Genomic DNA, 16,178 nt, shown 5'->3' on the forward strand with positions numbered 1-16,178 from the left:
TCAGCCCGAATAGTCCAGCACTGTCCAGACCCGGGCCAGCCCATTGCCAAGCATGCAGCCAGCGGCGCCAAGCTGCTGCTTGTTGCGCAGCGATATCAGGGTGGTGGCACCGCCGGCATCAGCGGCGCGCTCGGTCAGCCATTGCACCCGGCCGCAGTTTGCCGTTTCGATCACATAGCTGGCGGCCAGGACAGAATGCGGGCTGGGCAGCACGATCACATCCATCACGGTGCCGCGCTCCTCCACCCGCTTGCCATCCGAAACCATTACCGCCCAGGCCTGGCTGTTTTCAATCACCAGATAAGAGCCATTGGCCCTGGGTCGCTCGACCTGCGGCTGGGCGCAGCCTGCCAGCAGCCCCAACAGCACAATTGTCATCAGCATCTGTTGCATTACTAGTTGCTCCTCTGCAGTCCCGATGGTCAGCGGCTGTGCCAGCGACTGACCAGGGGTGATCGAGTGAATACCCAGAAAGGCTTGGCTTTACTATTGTCGAATACTGTTTATTTGTACAGTCTTTTTAGACTACCCTTGTCCCTGCTATCTCGTCAGGTCTGCAGACAGCGAATCTGGCCAATCCACAGCGTCAATCAGGAGCACAACGATGCTGGATGTCTTGCAACTGAAACACAGCGTGAACCAGATGCCTCTGGATAAAGTTCGCGCCACAGCCGCCGAACTGCACCTGGAGGGGATTGTCACCGAGGGCCGAACGCCTTTCACCCGCGTGCACTTCAACACCTGCTTCGCCGAAATCGAAGCGCTGCTGCAACGTGCCGGCTATCACAAGCAACTGGACGTGGTGGGCTATCAGGGGCTTGCCTACGCCATGTTCGATCCGGCGCGCTGGGATGCTGTCGATGTGCTCAAGTGGCTCAAGGAGTTTGTCGAGGAGGCGCAGATGAAACCTGCCGCTCGATAAACCCAGGCGCCATCACCCCTCGATTGCGTAGGCTGCGGCGTCGTGCGTAATGGTGCAGCCATCTGCTCTGCATTGACGACAGCTAGCGGCCAAACCACCCCCCTCCAAGTTGCCGGGCCGGCTGCATGAAAAGCGAACCAAAAGCGCTCATTGCCCCGTCAGCGCGCCCGCCATTGGATCAAATTCCCGCCAGCAGGCCGACACTTCTCCCCTTCTGTCTGCAGCGAGCGCTGGATTCCTTAGCTATATTTAGCCTGAGCTACACAGTCTATCTAACTGATATATATAGCTTATCTATAGCTGGTCTAGAATCGGTCGAGGTGCAGGAATAGCCACAGGCAAGCCGCCATGCCCATGGCCTTGGCAAACCTGGCAAGCCCTTTGCTTATATCTCTCCAAGACCTAACACCCGTCTTCGGATCGCCAACGGCGGTGATCGAGACGAATAGACAAAGACGTCAAAGGCACCCTGCCCTCGCTGGCAGAGTTGTCCGTTGACGTCTTTTTTCGTTTCCGAGAACTGAGGAACCACCATGCGCAACTCCACCGCTCGCCGCTCCTTCATGAAAAAGACCCTGACTGGCCTGGGCTGCGCCGCCGTCATGCTGCTCACGCCACTGAGCATGCAGATCGCTCACGCCGCCAACCCGGAGAAGGATGAACTCAAGCTTGGCTTCATCAAGCTGACCGACATGGCCCCACTGGCGATTGCCTACGAGAAAGGCTTCTTCGAGGACGAGGGCCTCTACGTCACCCTGGAAGCCCAGGCCAATTGGAAAGTCCTGCTGGACCGGGTGATCACCGGCGAACTGGACGGCGCGCACATGCTCGCCGGCCAACCCCTGGGCGCCACCATCGGCTTCGGCACCAAGGCCGACATCGTCACCGCCTTCTCCATGGACCTCAATGGCAATGGCATCACCATGTCCAACGCCGTCTGGGATGAAATGAAGAAGCATGTGCCGATGGAAAACGGCAAGCCGGTACACCCGATCAAGGCCGACGCGCTACTGCCGGTGATCGAGCAATACAAGGCCAAGGGCAAGCCCTTCAATCTGGGCATGGTGTTCCCGGTTTCTACCCACAACTATGAGTTGCGCTACTGGCTGGCTGCCGGCGGCATCAATCCAGGCTACTACGCGCCGGCCAAGGGCGACATCGCCGGCACCCTCAACGCCGACGCGCTGCTCTCGGTGACCCCGCCGCCGCAAATGCCGGCCACCCTCGAGGCCGGCACCATCAGCGGCTACTGTGTGGGCGAACCCTGGAACCAGGCCGCCGTATTCAAGGGCATCGGCGTGCCGGTGATCACCGACTACGAAATCTGGAAGAACAACCCGGAGAAAGTGCTCGGGGTGTCGAAAGCCTGGGCCGATGCCAACCCGGAAACCCACAAGCGGCTGGTCAAGGCACTGATCCGCGCTGGCATGTGGCTGGATGAAAACAACAACGCCAACCGCCAGGAAGCCGTGGAGATCCTTTCGCGTCCCGAGTACGTCGGCGCCGATGCCAAGGTGATTGCCAACTCGATGACCGGCACCTTCGAGTACGAGAAGGGCGACAAGCGCGCGGTCCCGGACTTCAACGTGTTCTTCCGCTATAACGCGACCTACCCCTACTACTCCGACGCCATCTGGTACCTGACCCAGATGCGCCGCTGGGGCCAGGTTGGCGAAGCCAAACCGGACAGCTGGTACTTCGATATCGCCAAACAGGTCTACCTGCCGGCGGTGTACACAAGTGCCGCCAACGAGTTGATCGCAGAAGGCAAGGCCAAGGCCGAAGACTTTCCCCTGGCCGGCGAAGAAGGTTTCCGGGCGCCCACCAACGAGTTCATCGATGGCCTGACCTATGACGGGCGCAAACCGAACGAGTACATCAACCAGTTCAAGATTGGCTTGAAACCCGACTCAGTTCTGTAACGCAGCCATTGCCCTGGGGGCCGGACACACCGGCCCCCCTCTGCTCCGAGGACAAGACGATGAGCAACCCCGCCGTCGCCCAGCCCATTAAAGACACCCTGAAATCCGCTCGCAGCCTGGCCATCAAGCGCTGGCTGCCCAGCGTGCTGATGCCCATGTTCGGCATTCTCGCCTTTCTGTTGTTCTGGCAGATGGTTGCCGGCAGCATTGATACCAGCCTGGGAAAATTCCCCGGGCCAGCCCAGGTTGCCAGCCAGTTCGGCACCCTGATCGATGAACACCTGCGCGAACAGAAGCGGGCCGATGCCTTCTTCGAGCGCCAGGAAGTACGCAATGCCGAGAAGCTGGCCAAGGACCCCGAGGCTAACGTCAGCATTCGCCCTTACACCGGCAAGCCGACGTTTTTCAAACAGATCGTCACCAGCCTGTACACGGTGATGACCGGCTTCCTCATCGCGTCATTGATCGCCATCCCGCTGGGGATTGTCTGCGGCCTGAGCAAGCCGATCTACAACGCGGTCAACCCACTGATCCAGATCTTCAAACCGGTGTCGCCGTTGGCTTGGCTACCGCTGGTGACCATGGTGGTCAGCGCCGTCTACACCAGCAGCGACCCGCTGTTTGCCAAATCCTTCGTCACCTCGGCGGTGACCGTGGCGCTGTGCTGCCTGTGGCCGACCGTGATCAACACCACCGTTGGGGTAGCCAATCTGGACAAGGATCTGCAGAACGTCAGCCGCGTACTCAGCCTGTCGCCCCTCAGCCATGTGCGCCGCATCGTCCTGCCGGCTGCCATCCCGATGATCTTCACCGGCCTGCGCTTGTCCCTGGCCACCGGCTGGATGGTGCTGATCGCCGCTGAAATGCTGGCGCAGAACCCGGGCCTGGGCAAATTCATCTGGGACGAGTTCCAGAATGGCAGCTCCAACTCGCTCGGCCGGATCATGGTTGCGGTGGTGGTCATCGGCCTGCTCGGCTTCGCCCTCGACCGGCTCATGCTCATGCTCCAGCGCTACGTGAGCTGGGACAAGAACGCCGACCTGCGCTAATCGCCACCTTCAGGAGCTCACCATGAACCATCCACACCTTGAACTGACCGGCGTCGGCATCAGCTTTCCCACCGACAAGGGCCTGTACTGCGCCCTGCAGAACGTCAATCTGAAAATCGACAAGGGCGAGTTCGTGTCCTTGATCGGCCATTCCGGCTGCGGCAAATCGACCGTACTGAACATAGTCGCCGGCCTCTACCAGGCCAGCACCGGCGGGGTGATCCTCGACAGCCGCGAGGTCAACTCGCCCGGCCCGGAGCGCGCGGTGGTGTTCCAGAACCACAGCCTGCTGCCCTGGCTGAGCTGCTACCAGAACATCGAACTGGCCGTGCGCCAGGTGTTTCAGGGCAAGAAGTCGCGCAACGAAATGCGCGAATGGATTGAGCACAACCTGGAACTGGTGCACATGAACCACGCGCGCGACAAGCGCCCCAGTGAGATTTCCGGCGGCATGAAGCAGCGCATCGGTATCGCCCGCGCCCTGGCCATGCAGCCCAAGGTGCTGTTGATGGATGAACCCTTCGGCGCCCTCGACGCCCTGACCCGCGCCCATCTGCAGGACTCGCTGATGGAGATCCACGCGGACCTCGGCAATACGGTGATCATGATCACCCATGATGTCGACGAGGCCGTGCTGCTGTCCGACCGCATCGTCATGATGAGCAATGGCCCGGCGGCCAGTGTCGGCGAGATTCTCCACGTAGAACTGCCGCGCCCGCGCGAGCGCATCGCCTTGGCACATGACCCGCGCTACCACGAATACCGTGCCGCCGTGCTGGAATTCCTCTACCAGAAGCAACAGCGCCCGGCTGCTTGAGCGGAATCGCTGTAAAGCCGCTACAACCCACGCAAGCGCGGCGCGGGTTGTAGCGGCCCTGGCTGCCTCCAGGGCAAACGACGCCCCCTATCCTGGCCGGGCTCATCCAGCTCAACGAGCGTTGCGTCTACGCCCTGCGCATCACGCCGAGCGGCAAACTCAGCGTCAGCGTGATGAGCATGGCGCGCTGTATCAGCTGCTGAGTGGCTACTGGCGCGTGCAGCAGTTGTCCTTCAAGACGGGTGCCTACATGCAGCACGACCATGGGCCGAGCAAAGAAGGCGGCGGCTAATCTGCTAGCACTTGAATCGCCTGCATCGCTGATCCGTGGCCAGACGGCGGCGCGTCATTCACCGGGCATATCATGCAATACCGACACAAGCCCACGTACAATCGCGCCGCCCTATCCTGCCTGCACGAGACCCGCTCATGGCCCGCTTGAAACTCGAGTTCCCCGAAAACCAGTTCTGCTACAGCACCCACCTGAGCGTCCGCGTCACCGACATCAATGCGGCCAACCACCTGGGCAACGACTCGATGATCTCGATGATTTCCGAGGCCCGGGCGCGTTTCTTGTTCGAATTCGGCATTCAGGAAACCCGTGAGGATGGCACCGGCATCATCGTCACCGACCTCGCCACCACCTACCGGACCGAAGCACATGCGCGCGATCAATTGCTGTTCGAGGTCGGCGTTATGGATTTCAACAAATACGGCGGCGACATCACCTTCCGCATCACTCGCCCGGCAGACGGCAGCCTGGTGGCGATGGCCAAGTCAGGCTTTGTATTCTTCAACTACAGAACCGGCCAGGTGGTGGCGATGCCCGAGTCGTTCAGCGTCCTGTTCCCCAAGGTCAACTGGCTCGAGCAGTGACCCCTGCGCTTAGCGGGTGACTGCCAGTTCAGCGGTTGAGCCCTGTCAGTGCAAGGCTGTTCCAGGGTTTATCCGGCACCGCGGGCAGCTGAGCGCTGCCTCCACCGCAGCGAGCGCGAGTGCCGACCAGATGGGCTTGAAGCCATGACCAAGCGCTATGACCGACCAGGCCACTAGTGGCGTATGGGCCGCACCTCGCTGCTGAAGGTACGCCAGGTGCAACGGCGCACGCCGCCAGCAGGTGTTCGCCGCATGCGACCCTGACGCCGTCAGCGAGCAGTTCACGGCACAGCACCCGTTCGCCGCCTGTGCGATCGCACAATGGCTTTCCGGCAACGTTCATCGCTCCGTGCTTTTGGCCAATACGCAAACTTTGTACAGTAAATCATTGGCAGTCTGCAGTTGCTCGCCTAGCCAGCGGCCGCGTCTGGTCGCCGAGCGCCGGGCCCGAGCGATTGGTGAGGCGGAGGTAGGCCATGAGTGAATTCGTCAAGGTCGCCCGGGTAGGCGACATCGCCCCCGGCACCGGCAAGACCCTCTATCTGGGGGCAACGCCGGTCGCCCTGTTCAACGTCGACGGCCAGTACTACGCCATCCACAACGACTGCCCCCACGAAGACGGCCCGCTGGGCGAAGGCAGCCTATGCGGCAGCGTGGTGACCTGCCCCCTGCACGCCTACGAGTTCGACGTCTGCAGCGGCGAGTGCCTCACCGATTCGGCCTATTGCGTCGAGCGTTTCGAGGTGCGCGTGGAGGGTACCGATATCCTGCTGCGCCGGCCCGCCCCTTGATCGCCGCGCCGCCGGCTCAGGCCGAACCAGCTATCTATACTTGGGGGAGATCTTTCTGGCCAAACTTGTCAAAGGAGTACAGTTGAAGGTAGTTGCCAGCAGCACGAGGAGGCAACGATGAGCACCGACAATGCCAAGATCCGCGAACTCAGCGGCCGTGCCTACAAGTACGGCTTCGTCTCCGACCTGGAGAGCGACGCCGCCCCGCGCGGGCTCAACGAGGACGTCGTGCGCCTGATCTCGGCGAAGAAACACGAGCCGCAGTGGCTGCTCGACTGGCGCCTGAAGGCCTACCGCCACTGGCTGACCATGCGCGAGCCAACCTGGCAGAACGTCCACTACGCGCCCATCGACTACCAGGACATCATCTATTACTCGGCGCCCAAGCCGAAAACCCCAGGGCCCAGGAGCCTCGACGAGGTCGACCCCGAGTTGCGCACGATGTTCGCCAAGCTGGGCATCTCCCTGGCCGAGCAGGAGCGCCTGACCGGCGTCGCGGTGGACGCGGTGGTCGACTCGGTGTCGGTGGCGACCACCTTCAAGCGCAAGCTGGCCGAGGCCGGGGTGATCTTCTGCTCCTTCGCCGAGGCGGTGCAGCAGCATCCCGAGCTGGTGCGCAAGTACCTCGGCTCGGTGGTGCCCTACAGCGACAACTTCTTCGCCACCCTGAACTCGGCGGTGTTCTCCGACGGCTCCTTCTGCTACGTGCCCAAGGGCGTGCGCTGCCCGATGGAGTTGTCGACCTACTTCCGCATCAACGCCGCCGATACCGGCCAGTTCGAGCGCACCCTGATCGTCGCCGAGCAAGGCGCCTACGTCAGCTACCTCGAAGGCTGCACCGCGCCGATGCGCGACAACAACCAGCTGCACGCGGCGGTGGTCGAGCTGGTCGCGCTGGATGACGCGCAGATCAAGTACGCCACCGTGCAGAACTGGTACCCGGGCGACGCCGAAGGGCGCGGCGGCATCTTCAATTTCGTCACCAAGCGCGGCAAGTGTGCAGGCAGAGGCTCGAAGATCTCCTGGACCCAGGTCGAGACCGGTTCGGCCATCACCTGGAAGTACCCGGGGGTAATCCTCCAGGGCGACGACTCGGTCGGCGAGTTTTACTCGGTGGCCCTGACCGCCAACCACCAGCAGGCCGACACCGGCACCAAGATGATCCACATCGGCCGCAACACCCGCAGCACCATCCTGTCCAAGGGCATTTCCGCCGGCCACGGGCAGAACACCTACCGCGGCCTGGTCAAGGTGCAGAAGGCGGCGAGCGGCGCGCGCAACCACACCCAGTGCGATTCGCTGCTGCTGGGCAGCCAGTGCGGCGCGCACACCTTTCCCTATGTCGAGGTGAAGAACCCCAGCGCCCGGGTCGAGCACGAGGCCTCGACCTCGAAGATCGGCGACGAACAGCTGTTCTACTGCCGCCAGCGCGGCATCCGCGAGGAGGACGCGGTGCCGATGATCGTCAACGGCTTCTGCCGCGAGGTGTTCAAGGAACTGCCGATGGAGTTCGCGGTGGAGGCGCAGAAACTGCTCGGCGTCAGCCTGGAAGGCTGCATCGGCTGAGGCCGGAGGTGACCCATGCTGGAGATCGAAGACCTGCACGCCAGTGTCGAGGGGCACGAAATCCTGCGCGGCATCAGCCTGCGCATCGGCGCCGGCGAGGTGCACGCGATCATGGGACCGAACGGCTCGGGCAAGAGTACCCTGGCCCAGGTGCTCGCCGGTAACCCGAGCTACCAGGTCAGCGGCGTAGCGCGCTACCAGGGCAAGGATCTGCTCGACCTGCCGGCGGAAGCGCGCGCGGCCGCCGGCATCTTCCTCGCCTTCCAGTACCCGGTGGAGATCCCCGGGGTCGGCAACCTGTACTTCCTGCGCACGGCCCTCAATGCCATACGCCAGCAGCGCGGGCTCGAGGAGCTGGACGCGATGGACTTCCTCGCCCTGGCCAAGGAGCGCATGCAGCTGGTCGAGATGGACCCTGAGCTGATGAACCGCGCGCTCAACGAGGGCTTCTCCGGCGGCGAGAAGAAGCGCAACGAGATCTTCCAGATGGCGATTCTGCAACCCAGCCTGGCGATCCTCGACGAGACCGATTCGGGCCTCGACATCGATGCCCTGCGCAGCGTCGCCGCCGCGGTCAACGCCCTGCGCAGCGCGGAGCGAGCGCTGCTGCTGATCACCCACTACCAGCGCCTGCTCGACTACATAGTCCCCGACTACGTCCACGTCATGGCCAACGGGCGGATCGTGCAGTCCGGCGACAAGGACCTGGCCGTGGAACTGGAGCGCCACGGCTACGCCCACTTCGACGCGCCAGCGGCGGCCGGGGAAGGCTCATGAACAGTGCCAGCCAGATCCCCCTGCTGACGGCTCTGCAGGCCGCCGAGCCGGCCCGCCAACCCGCCTGGCGCCGGCAGTCGCGCGACGCGGCCTGGCAGTGGCTGGCCAAGCACGGCTTTCCCACGGCCCGGGACGAAGCCTGGAAGTACACCCGGGTCGCGCCCATCCTGGCAGTGCCGTTCCAGCCGGCCGCCGCAGCGCCGAACCGGCGCCTGTCCGCCGCCCGCCTGGCGCAGTGGCTCGGCGACTACGGCGGCCCGCGGCTGGTGTTCGTCAATGGCCATTTCGCCGCGCGGCTCTCGGCGTTGGCCGGGCTGCCCGCGGGCGTGCGCCTGGGCAACCTGGCGGCCTTGCCGCAGGCAGAGCGCGCGGCCCTCGAACCCCTGCTGACGCATAGCCTGCAGGTCGCGCCGCATGCCTTCGGTGCACTCAACGCCGCCCTCGGCGAGGATGGCGCCGTGCTGCAGATCCCCGCCCACTGCACGCTCGAGCGGCCGATCCACCTGGTGTTCCTCGCCGATCCGGGCGCCACGCCGTTGGCGGCGCATCCGCGCAGCCTGATCCAGCTCGGCGCCGGCAGCCGGGCGAGCCTGGTGGAAAGCCATGTGGCCAGCGGCGCCGGGGGCTACCTGAGCAACTCTCTGAGCGAGGTCGTGCTCGAGGCCGGCGCAACGCTTGAGCACTACAGCCTGCAGGATGCCAGCCGCAGCGCCTTCCAGCTCGCCTGCCTGGACGTGCGCCAGGCCCGGGACAGCCGCTTCGCCGCGCACCTGACGGCCTGCGGAGCAGCCATCGGCCGCCACGAGGTGCGGGTCGCGCTCGAGGGCCCCGGCGCCCAGGTGGCCCTGGACGGCCTGTACCTGCCCGGCGGCGAGCAGCACCTGGACAACCAGACCTGCATCGAGCACCTGGCGCCCTACTGCACCAGCCGCGAGCGCTACAAGGGGGTGATCGGCGGCCGCGGCCACGGGGTCTTCGACGGGCGGATCATCGTGCACCCCGGCGCGGTCAAGAGCGATGCCAGCCAAACCATCAAGAACCAGCTGCTGTCGGCGACGGCCCGGGCTAACGCCCAGCCGCGCCTGGAGATCTTCGCCGATGACGTCAAGTGCGCCCATGGCGCCGCCGTCGGCCAGCTGGATCGACAGGCGATCTTCTACCTGCGCTCGCGCGGGCTGGACGAGCCGGCGGCGCGCGCGCTGCTGACCTACGCCTTCGTCGGCGAGATGCTCGAGGCGATCCGCCTGGCTCCGCTGCGCAGCCAGGTCGAGCGCCTGGTCGCCGCGCAGTTGCGCGGCCTGGAGGTGACGCCATGAACCCGCGCGCGAGCCGCCTGCAGCCCCTGGCGAAGCGCTTCGAGCCCTACCAGGTCGAGCGCTTGCGCCAGGCCTTTCCGATCCTCGCCCAGCGCATCTACGGCAAGCCGCTGGTCTACCTCGACAGCGCCGCCACCAGCCAGAAGCCGCAGGCGGTGATCGACGCCATGTCGCGCTTCTTCCTCGAGGAGAACGCCAACGTGCACCGCGGCGTGCACTACCTCTCGCTGCGCGCCACCGAGGCCTACGAGCAGGCGCGGGCCAAGGTCCAGCGCTTCCTCAACGCCGCGCACGCCGAGGAAATCGTCTTCGTGCGCGGCACCACCGAGGCGGTCAATCTGGTGGCGCAAACCTATGGCAAGGTGCATGTTCACGCGGGCGACGAGGTGCTGATCAGCGCCATGGAGCACCACTCCAACATCGTGCCCTGGCAGATGCTCTGCGAGCAGAGCGGCGCGCGGCTGCGGGTGGCGCCGATCGACGACAGCGGCGAGTTGTTGCTCGACGAGCTGGAACGGCTGATCGGACCGCGGACCAAGCTTGTGGCCATCAGCCATGTGTCGAACGTGCTCGGCACCGTCAACCCGATCCGCCGCATCGTCGAACTGGCCCACGCCCAAGGCGCGCGGGTACTGGTCGACGGCGCCCAGGCCGCGCCGCACCTGAAGCTCGACGTGCGCGCGCTGGGCTGCGACTTCTACGCCCTGTCGGGGCACAAGATGTACGGCCCCACCGGCATCGGTGCACTTTATGGTCGCCGCGAGCTGCTCGAGGCGATGCCGCCCTACCAGGGCGGCGGCGACATGATCCTCTCGGTCAGCTTCGACAAGACCCTGTACAACAAGCCGCCGTACCGCTTCGAGGCCGGCACGCCGAACATGGTCGGTGCGATCGGCCTGGGCGCGGCGATCGACTTCCTCACCAGCCTGGATCCGGTTGCTCTGGCCGGTCACGAGCAGGCCGTGCTGACCTACGCGACCCAGGCGCTGACGGCAGTGCCCGGGCTGCGCCTGATCGGCACCGCAGCGGACAAGATCGGCGTGCTCTCGTTTGTCCTCGACGGCATTCACCCGCACGACATCGGCACTATCCTCGACCGCGAGGGCATCGCCATCCGCACCGGCCATCATTGCGCCCAGCCGCTGATGCAACGCTACGGCCTGGCCGCCACCGCCCGCGCCTCGCTCGGCTGCTACAGCAACCAGCAGGACATCGATGCACTGCTGGCCGGCCTGGCCAAGGTGCAGGAGGTGTTCCGATGAGCGACGCACTGCGCGAGCTGTACCAGGAGGTGATCGTCGACCACGGCAAGCGACCGCGCAATTTCCACGTGCTGGAAGGTGCGACCCACACCGCCGAGGGCTTCAATCCGCTGTGCGGCGATCAACTGAGGATCTATCTGCGCCTCGCCGACGGGGTGATCGAGGACATCGCCTTCCAGGGGCAAGGCTGCGCCATTGCCCAGGCCTCTGCCTCGCTGCTGACCCTGGCGGTCAAGGGCATGCGCCAGGAGCAGGCGCTGGCGCTGTTCGCCCGCGTGCATGCGCTGCTCACCGAGGGCCCGGGCAGTCAGGCGGCCCCGGAGACGCTCGGCAAGCTGGCGGTGCTGGCCGGGGTCTGGGAGTTCCCGCTGCGGGTCAAGTGCGCCAGCCTGGCTTGGCACACCCTGCGTAGCGCCCTCGCCGGCGACCCTGCGCCGGTCACGACGGAGTAAGCCATGCCAACCGAGCGCCCGAACCCGCACATTCGCCTCAGCGAGGCGGCCCGCCAGACCTTGGCCGACGCCCTGGCCCGGGAAGGCGGCAGTTGGCTACGGCTGAAGATCGACGAAGGCTTCGCCCATGAGTTGCTGTTCGAGCCCGGCGCCGAGGGCGATATCGTTGTCGAAGTGGACGGCATCCGCCTGCTCCTCGACCCGGCCAGCGCGCGCCGTGCCGATGGCCTGTGCATCGACTTCGTCCAGGATCTGCACGGCGCCGGCTTGCGCTTCGACAATCCCAACCAACCGGGGTGCGGCGAGCAGACGCTGCTCAGGCGCGACTGCGCGGCCACCCTGATTCCGTACGGCGAGCCGCTGCGGCTGGCCCAGGGCGAGGCCGTGACGCTGACCCAGGCGCTCGGCGGCAGCTTCACGGTGAGGACCGCCAGTGGCCAGCTAGCCCGGATCGCCGGCGAAGATGCCGATGCCCTCGGGCTGGAAGCGCTGCAGACGGAGCAACCGGCGGCGGCCGGCACCTTCGACCTCGAGCAGGTGGTTGAGGTGCTGCGCAGCGTCTATGACCCGGAGATCCCGGTCAACGTGGTCGATCTCGGGCTGATCTACCAGTGCCAGGCGCAGCCGCTCGCGGACGGCGGCCAGCGGGTGAACATCAAGATGTCGATGACTGCGCCCGGCTGCGGCATGGGCGACGTGCTCAAGGAAGAGGCGCGGGCCAAGGTGCAGGCGCTCCCCGGGGTCAGCCAGGTCGAGGTCGAACTGGTCTGGGAGCCGCCCTGGGACCAGAGCCGCATGTCCGAGGCGGCGCGCCTGCAACTCGGTTTGCTGTGAGACGCCGCTGATGAGCACTCGACTGGCCGGGAAGACTCGGCCTCTCTGCGCCACCACAAAGACTCGCTCCTGCCCCTGGCGCCAGCTGATGGCCGGCGAATCCTGCGCCTACCCGGATTCCCCCGCCTGAAGCATCGATACGGCATCACCATCAAGGCCGTCTGCCGGCAGCGTCGCGACCTCGAAGGCGCAACGCCGTAGCGGTCGTTTGGAGGCGGCCGCAGCAGGCGCGCGTTGATCAGCAGCGCTCAGCCGCGCGTCTTGCGGTAGGTGCCGATCAATTCGGCCTTGGCCAGGACATGGCCCTGCATGGCGCCTTCGAGCTGGGCCTTGGTCGGCCCGCCGAGATCCGGCAGGACGCAGTCCAGGGCGTAGAGCTTGTGGAAATAACGGTGGCTGCCGATCGGCGGGCAGGGTCCACCGTAGCCGGTTCGGCGCCAGTCGTTGCGGCCCTGCAGGGTGCCGGGCGGCAGCGACTGCAGGTCTTCCGCCAACTCGCTAGTGGTCGGCGGCAGGTTGTACAGCAGCCAGTGCACCCAGGTGGTCGTGGGCGCCGCCGGGTCCGGCGCGTCCGGGTCGTCGACGATCAGCACCAGGCTCTCGCTACCCGGCGGCACGCCGCTCCAGGCCAGCGGCGGGGAAATATCAGGACCCTCGCAGGTATAACGCGCCGGGATGGTGCCCTGGTCTGGAAAAGCGGCGGAACTCAGCCTCATTGTCATGAGCATTACTCCTTGGCGAGCATGCTTGGACAACCAGTGGACGCCCCTGCCCGCTAAGGAAAACTATAGTCAGCCGCAGTCAGCCGCGCCCCCTCCGCGGCGGCACCAGGTGCCATACGGTCGTGGTCAGGACGCGATGGCCGCCAACGCCTGCCGCAGATCGCCGCGCAGGTCCTCGACATGTTCGATACCCACCGACAGGCGCACCAGGTTGTCGCTGATGCCGAGCTGCGCCCGGCGCTTGGCGGGAATCGAGGCGTGGGTCATTTTCGCTGGCTGGCTGATCAGGCTTTCCACCCCGCCCAGGCTCTCGGCCAGGGTGAACAACCGGGTGGCCTCGAGGAAGCGTCGGGTGCCTTCGCCGTCGCAGGCCAGGTACAGGCTGATCAGGCCGCCGCAACCGCGCATCTGCCGGGCCGCCAGCTCATGCTGCGGGTGGCTGTTCAGGCCGGGATAGAGCACCGACGCCACCTGCGGTTGCTGCTCCAGCCAGGCGGCCAGCTCGCCGGCGTTATCCACATGACGCTGCAGGCGCAGGGCCAGGGTGCGCATGCCGCGCAGGCAGAGGAAGCTGGAGAAGGGATCGAGGATGCTGCCCACCGAGTTCTGCAGGAAGGCCAGCTGCTCGGCCAGTTCCGCGCGATCGGCGATGGCCACGAGCCCGGCGATCACGTCGGAGTGGCCGTTGAGGTACTTGGTCGCCGAATGCACGACGATGTCGAAACCGTGTTCCAGCGGCCGCTGCAGGTAGGGCGAGGCGAAAGTGTTGTCGGCCACGGTGAGGATGCCGTGGGCCTGGCCCAACTCGCCGACCCGGGCCAGGTCGCAGAGTTTCAACGTGGGGTTGGTCGGGGTCTCGACCCAGATCATCCGCGTTTCTGGCCTGAGCGCGGCGGCCAGGCTGGCGACGTCGGCGTCCGCCGGCACGTAGCTGACCTGCAGGCCGGCGCTGGGCTTGCGCACTCGTTCGAACAGGCGGTAGGTGCCGCCGTAGAGGTCATCCACCGCGACTATGTGGCTACTGGCCGGCAGCAGTTCCAGCACCGTGGCGCAGGCCGCCAGGCCGGAGGCGAAAGCGTAGCCGTGGGCACCACCCTCCAGTTCGGCAATCGCCCGCTCCAGCGCCTGGCGCGTGGGGTTCTGGCTGCGCCCGTATTCGTAGCCGGCGTGCACCCCCGGCGACTGCTGACGGAAGGTCGAGGTGGCGTAGATCGGCGGCATCACCGCGCCGGTCCAGTCCGGCTCGTAGCCGGCGTGCACGCTCAGGGTTTCGAATTCGCTCATGTCGGCTCCTGCATTGATCAAGGCCGTAGGATGGGTTAGCTGCGCAGCGACGAAACCCGTCGCTGCGTCATCCCTATCAGGCCCGCAACAGCATGGGTATCGCTGCGCTCAACCTACGCGGCCCGACCCATCCTACGAGCTCATCGCCAGCAAGGACTAGGCGTCCCCCTGGCTCCTACAAAGGGCTCGCCAAGCCGTCCCTAGCGCAGGGTGCGGCGCCAGAGGTTGAGCACGTCGCTCTTGGTAATCAGACCGAGGAAGCGACCGTTTTCCACGATCAGCGCCACGTGGCCTTCGTCGAAGGTCTGCAGCAGGCGTTCGAGCGGCACATCCGGGTCGAGGGTCTGCAGCTTGCTGACCATCGCCTCGCGCACCGGCAACTGGAAATGCTCAGGGGCGTCCTTGACCGCGCGCAGCAGGTCCCACTCGTCGATCAGGCCAATCACCTGGTCACCGTCCATCACCGGCACCTGGTCGATGTCGTGGAAGCGCATGCGCCCGTAGACCGCCGCCAGGGTTTCCTCGGGTGTGCAGGTGACGGTGGTGCCTTCCTCGTAACGCCGCGCGATCAGGTCGCGCAGGTTGCCCTGCTTGGGCCGTTCGATCAGGCCCTGGTCGAGCATCCAGTAGTCGTTGAACATCTTCGACAGGTACTTGTTGCCACTGTCGCAGGCGAAGGTCAGCACCCGCTTGGGCGTGGTCTGCTCACGGCAGTAGCGCAGCGCCGCCGCCAGCAGGGTGCCGGTGGACGAGCCGGCCAGCACGCCCTCCTCCTTGAGCAGCAGGCGCGCGGTGTGCAGGCTCTCGGCGTCGCCGATGCGGTAGGCACGCCTGACCAGGGCAAAGTCGGCGATGGCCGGGACGAAGTCCTCGCCGATGCCCTCGACCAGCCAGCTGCCGGCCTCGCCGTAGTGGCCGGTCTCGACATAGTCGGCCAGCACCGAGCCTTCGGGATCGGCCAGGACCATCTCGACCTGCGGCGCCACCTTCTGGAAGAAATGGGTCAGGCCGCCGAGGGTGCCACCCGAGCCGACGCCGACCACCACCGCATCGACCCGCTGCTCCATCTGCCGCCAGATCTCCGGGCCGGTACCACGCTCGTGGGCCCAGGCATTGGCCGGGTTGTTGAACTGGTCGATGTAGAAAGCATCCGGGGTCTGCGCAGCGATGCTGCGGGCCAGGTCCTGGTAGTACTCGGGGTGGCCCTTGGCGACATCGGAACGGGTCAGGCGCACCTCGGCGCCGAGGGCCTTGAGGTGGAAGATCTTCTCGCGGCTCATCTTGTCCGGCACCACTAGCAGCATGTGGTAGCCCTTCTGCGCGGCGACCAGGGCCAGGCCCAGGCCGGTGTTGCCGGCGGTGGCCTCGATGATGGTGCCGCCGGGCTTGAGCGCGCCGCTGCGCTCGGCGGCCTCGATCATGGTCAGGGCGATGCGGTCTTTGATCGAGCCGCCGGGGTTCTGGTTTTCCAGCTTGATGAACAGCTGGCACGGCCCCGTGTCGAGGTGGGTGAGCGGCAAGACCGGGGTGTTGCCGATCATGTCGAGCAGGGGATTGGCGGACATCGTTTGACCCTCCGCAACACTGT

General features: G+C 65.5%; 17 protein-coding genes. 13 read left to right on the forward strand and 4 right to left on the reverse strand.

All coding sequences use genetic code 11. The features are described 5' to 3' along the window. On the reverse strand, positions 1 to 393 hold the full coding sequence (locus PH586_RS09275; protein WP_271347464.1) for a hypothetical protein: 393 nt from the start codon (positions 391 to 393) through the stop codon (positions 1 to 3). Positions 394 to 604: 211 nt separating this feature from the next. Between PH586_RS09275 and PH586_RS09280 the strand changes: the two genes are divergently transcribed. The 13 genes from PH586_RS09280 to sufT all read left to right on the forward strand — a co-directional run bounded on the left by PH586_RS09280 (position 605) and on the right by sufT (position 12,584). After that, positions 605 to 922 (forward strand): transcriptional regulator, encoded by a 318-nt coding sequence (locus PH586_RS09280; RefSeq protein WP_271347465.1) that lies wholly within the window; start codon positions 605 to 607, stop codon positions 920 to 922. Between the two features lie 602 nt (positions 923 to 1,524). Then, positions 1,525 to 2,844 carry a CmpA/NrtA family ABC transporter substrate-binding protein gene (locus tag PH586_RS09285; RefSeq protein WP_408636817.1) on the forward strand — a complete coding sequence of 440 codons (1,320 nt, stop codon included), beginning with the start codon at positions 1,525 to 1,527 and terminating at the stop codon, positions 2,842 to 2,844. 59 nt (positions 2,845 to 2,903) lie between these two features. Then, positions 2,904 to 3,893, forward strand: a complete 990-nt coding sequence (locus tag PH586_RS09290) for an ABC transporter permease (protein WP_271347467.1) — start codon at positions 2,904 to 2,906, stop codon at positions 3,891 to 3,893. A 22-nt stretch (positions 3,894 to 3,915) separates the two neighbouring features. Next, positions 3,916 to 4,710: an ABC transporter ATP-binding protein gene (locus tag PH586_RS09295; protein ID WP_271347468.1), complete on the forward strand. Its 795-nt coding sequence runs from the start codon at positions 3,916 to 3,918 to the stop codon at positions 4,708 to 4,710. Between the two features lie 121 nt (positions 4,711 to 4,831). After that, the gene (locus tag PH586_RS09300) at positions 4,832 to 5,002 is read left to right on the forward strand and encodes a hypothetical protein (protein WP_271347469.1); all 171 of its coding nucleotides are present in this window, start codon (positions 4,832 to 4,834) and stop codon (positions 5,000 to 5,002) included. Between the two features lie 137 nt (positions 5,003 to 5,139). Further along, on the forward strand, positions 5,140 to 5,586 hold the full coding sequence (locus tag PH586_RS09305) for a thioesterase family protein (RefSeq protein ID WP_271347470.1): 447 nt from the start codon (positions 5,140 to 5,142) through the stop codon (positions 5,584 to 5,586). 476 nt (positions 5,587 to 6,062) lie between these two features. Next, positions 6,063 to 6,377 (forward strand): Rieske (2Fe-2S) protein, encoded by a 315-nt coding sequence (locus PH586_RS09310; protein WP_271347471.1) that lies wholly within the window; start codon positions 6,063 to 6,065, stop codon positions 6,375 to 6,377. A 117-nt stretch (positions 6,378 to 6,494) separates the two neighbouring features. Further along, complete coding sequence (gene sufB / locus PH586_RS09315; RefSeq protein ID WP_271347472.1) at positions 6,495 to 7,943, forward strand: Fe-S cluster assembly protein SufB; 1,449 nt, start codon at positions 6,495 to 6,497, stop codon at positions 7,941 to 7,943. A 15-nt stretch (positions 7,944 to 7,958) separates the two neighbouring features. Then, the gene (sufC, locus tag PH586_RS09320; protein ID WP_271347473.1) at positions 7,959 to 8,720 is read left to right on the forward strand and encodes a Fe-S cluster assembly ATPase SufC; all 762 of its coding nucleotides are present in this window, start codon (positions 7,959 to 7,961) and stop codon (positions 8,718 to 8,720) included. Further along, positions 8,717 to 10,036 (forward strand): Fe-S cluster assembly protein SufD, encoded by a 1,320-nt coding sequence (gene sufD / locus PH586_RS09325; RefSeq protein WP_271347474.1) that lies wholly within the window; start codon positions 8,717 to 8,719, stop codon positions 10,034 to 10,036. The genes sufC and sufD overlap by 4 nt, the downstream gene beginning before the upstream one ends. Continuing rightward, positions 10,033 to 11,298: a cysteine desulfurase gene (locus PH586_RS09330; RefSeq protein WP_271347475.1), complete on the forward strand. Its 1,266-nt coding sequence runs from the start codon at positions 10,033 to 10,035 to the stop codon at positions 11,296 to 11,298. Before sufD ends, PH586_RS09330 begins: the two co-directional genes overlap by 4 nt. After that, positions 11,295 to 11,750, forward strand: a complete 456-nt coding sequence (gene sufU, locus PH586_RS09335) for a Fe-S cluster assembly sulfur transfer protein SufU (RefSeq protein ID WP_271347476.1) — start codon at positions 11,295 to 11,297, stop codon at positions 11,748 to 11,750. Before PH586_RS09330 ends, sufU begins: the two co-directional genes overlap by 4 nt. A 3-nt stretch (positions 11,751 to 11,753) precedes the next feature. Continuing rightward, positions 11,754 to 12,584 carry a putative Fe-S cluster assembly protein SufT gene (gene sufT, locus PH586_RS09340; protein WP_271347477.1) on the forward strand — a complete coding sequence of 277 codons (831 nt, stop codon included), beginning with the start codon at positions 11,754 to 11,756 and terminating at the stop codon, positions 12,582 to 12,584. A gap of 248 nt (positions 12,585 to 12,832) precedes the next feature. Here sufT and PH586_RS09345 read toward each other — a convergent pair whose 3' ends face one another. The 3 genes from PH586_RS09345 to PH586_RS09355 form a co-directional block, all read right to left on the reverse strand. Then, on the reverse strand, positions 12,833 to 13,306 hold the full coding sequence (locus tag PH586_RS09345; RefSeq protein ID WP_271347478.1) for a YbhB/YbcL family Raf kinase inhibitor-like protein: 474 nt from the start codon (positions 13,304 to 13,306) through the stop codon (positions 12,833 to 12,835). A gap of 126 nt (positions 13,307 to 13,432) precedes the next feature. Further along, positions 13,433 to 14,590 carry a trans-sulfuration enzyme family protein gene (locus tag PH586_RS09350; RefSeq protein WP_271347479.1) on the reverse strand — a complete coding sequence of 386 codons (1,158 nt, stop codon included), beginning with the start codon at positions 14,588 to 14,590 and terminating at the stop codon, positions 13,433 to 13,435. Between the two features lie 200 nt (positions 14,591 to 14,790). Further along, entirely contained in the window at positions 14,791 to 16,155 is a 1,365-nt protein-coding gene (locus PH586_RS09355) for a cystathionine beta-synthase (RefSeq protein WP_271347480.1), read from the reverse strand. Positions 16,156 to 16,178: the final 23 nt, after the last annotated feature.

Origin of the sequence: Pseudomonas aestuarii, assembly GCF_027988105.1 — a bacterium.
GTDB classification, from domain to species: domain Bacteria; phylum Pseudomonadota; class Gammaproteobacteria; order Pseudomonadales; family Pseudomonadaceae; genus Aquipseudomonas; species Aquipseudomonas aestuarii.

Bases quoted from the DNA above. Each gene is read 5' to 3' on its own strand.
- PH586_RS09275 (WP_271347464.1), bottom strand. From the start codon at position 393: ATGCAACAGATGCTGATGACAATTGTGCTGTTGGGGCTGCTGGCAGGC.
- PH586_RS09280 (WP_271347465.1), top strand. From the start codon at position 605: ATGCTGGATGTCTTGCAACTGAAACACAGCGTGAACCAGATGCCTCTG.
- PH586_RS09285 (WP_408636817.1), top strand. From the start codon at position 1,525: ATGCTGCTCACGCCACTGAGCATGCAGATCGCTCACGCCGCCAACCCG.
- PH586_RS09290 (WP_271347467.1), top strand. From the start codon at position 2,904: ATGAGCAACCCCGCCGTCGCCCAGCCCATTAAAGACACCCTGAAATCC.
- PH586_RS09295 (WP_271347468.1), top strand. From the start codon at position 3,916: ATGAACCATCCACACCTTGAACTGACCGGCGTCGGCATCAGCTTTCCC.
- PH586_RS09305 (WP_271347470.1), top strand. From the start codon at position 5,140: ATGGCCCGCTTGAAACTCGAGTTCCCCGAAAACCAGTTCTGCTACAGC.
- PH586_RS09310 (WP_271347471.1), top strand. From the start codon at position 6,063: ATGAGTGAATTCGTCAAGGTCGCCCGGGTAGGCGACATCGCCCCCGGC.
- sufB (WP_271347472.1), top strand. From the start codon at position 6,495: ATGAGCACCGACAATGCCAAGATCCGCGAACTCAGCGGCCGTGCCTAC.
- sufC (WP_271347473.1), top strand. From the start codon at position 7,959: ATGCTGGAGATCGAAGACCTGCACGCCAGTGTCGAGGGGCACGAAATC.
- sufD (WP_271347474.1), top strand. From the start codon at position 8,717: ATGAACAGTGCCAGCCAGATCCCCCTGCTGACGGCTCTGCAGGCCGCC.
- PH586_RS09330 (WP_271347475.1), top strand. From the start codon at position 10,033: ATGAACCCGCGCGCGAGCCGCCTGCAGCCCCTGGCGAAGCGCTTCGAG.
- sufU (WP_271347476.1), top strand. From the start codon at position 11,295: ATGAGCGACGCACTGCGCGAGCTGTACCAGGAGGTGATCGTCGACCAC.
- sufT (WP_271347477.1), top strand. From the start codon at position 11,754: ATGCCAACCGAGCGCCCGAACCCGCACATTCGCCTCAGCGAGGCGGCC.
- PH586_RS09345 (WP_271347478.1), bottom strand. From the start codon at position 13,306: ATGACAATGAGGCTGAGTTCCGCCGCTTTTCCAGACCAGGGCACCATC.
- PH586_RS09350 (WP_271347479.1), bottom strand. From the start codon at position 14,590: ATGAGCGAATTCGAAACCCTGAGCGTGCACGCCGGCTACGAGCCGGAC.
- PH586_RS09355 (WP_271347480.1), bottom strand. From the start codon at position 16,155: ATGTCCGCCAATCCCCTGCTCGACATGATCGGCAACACCCCGGTCTTG.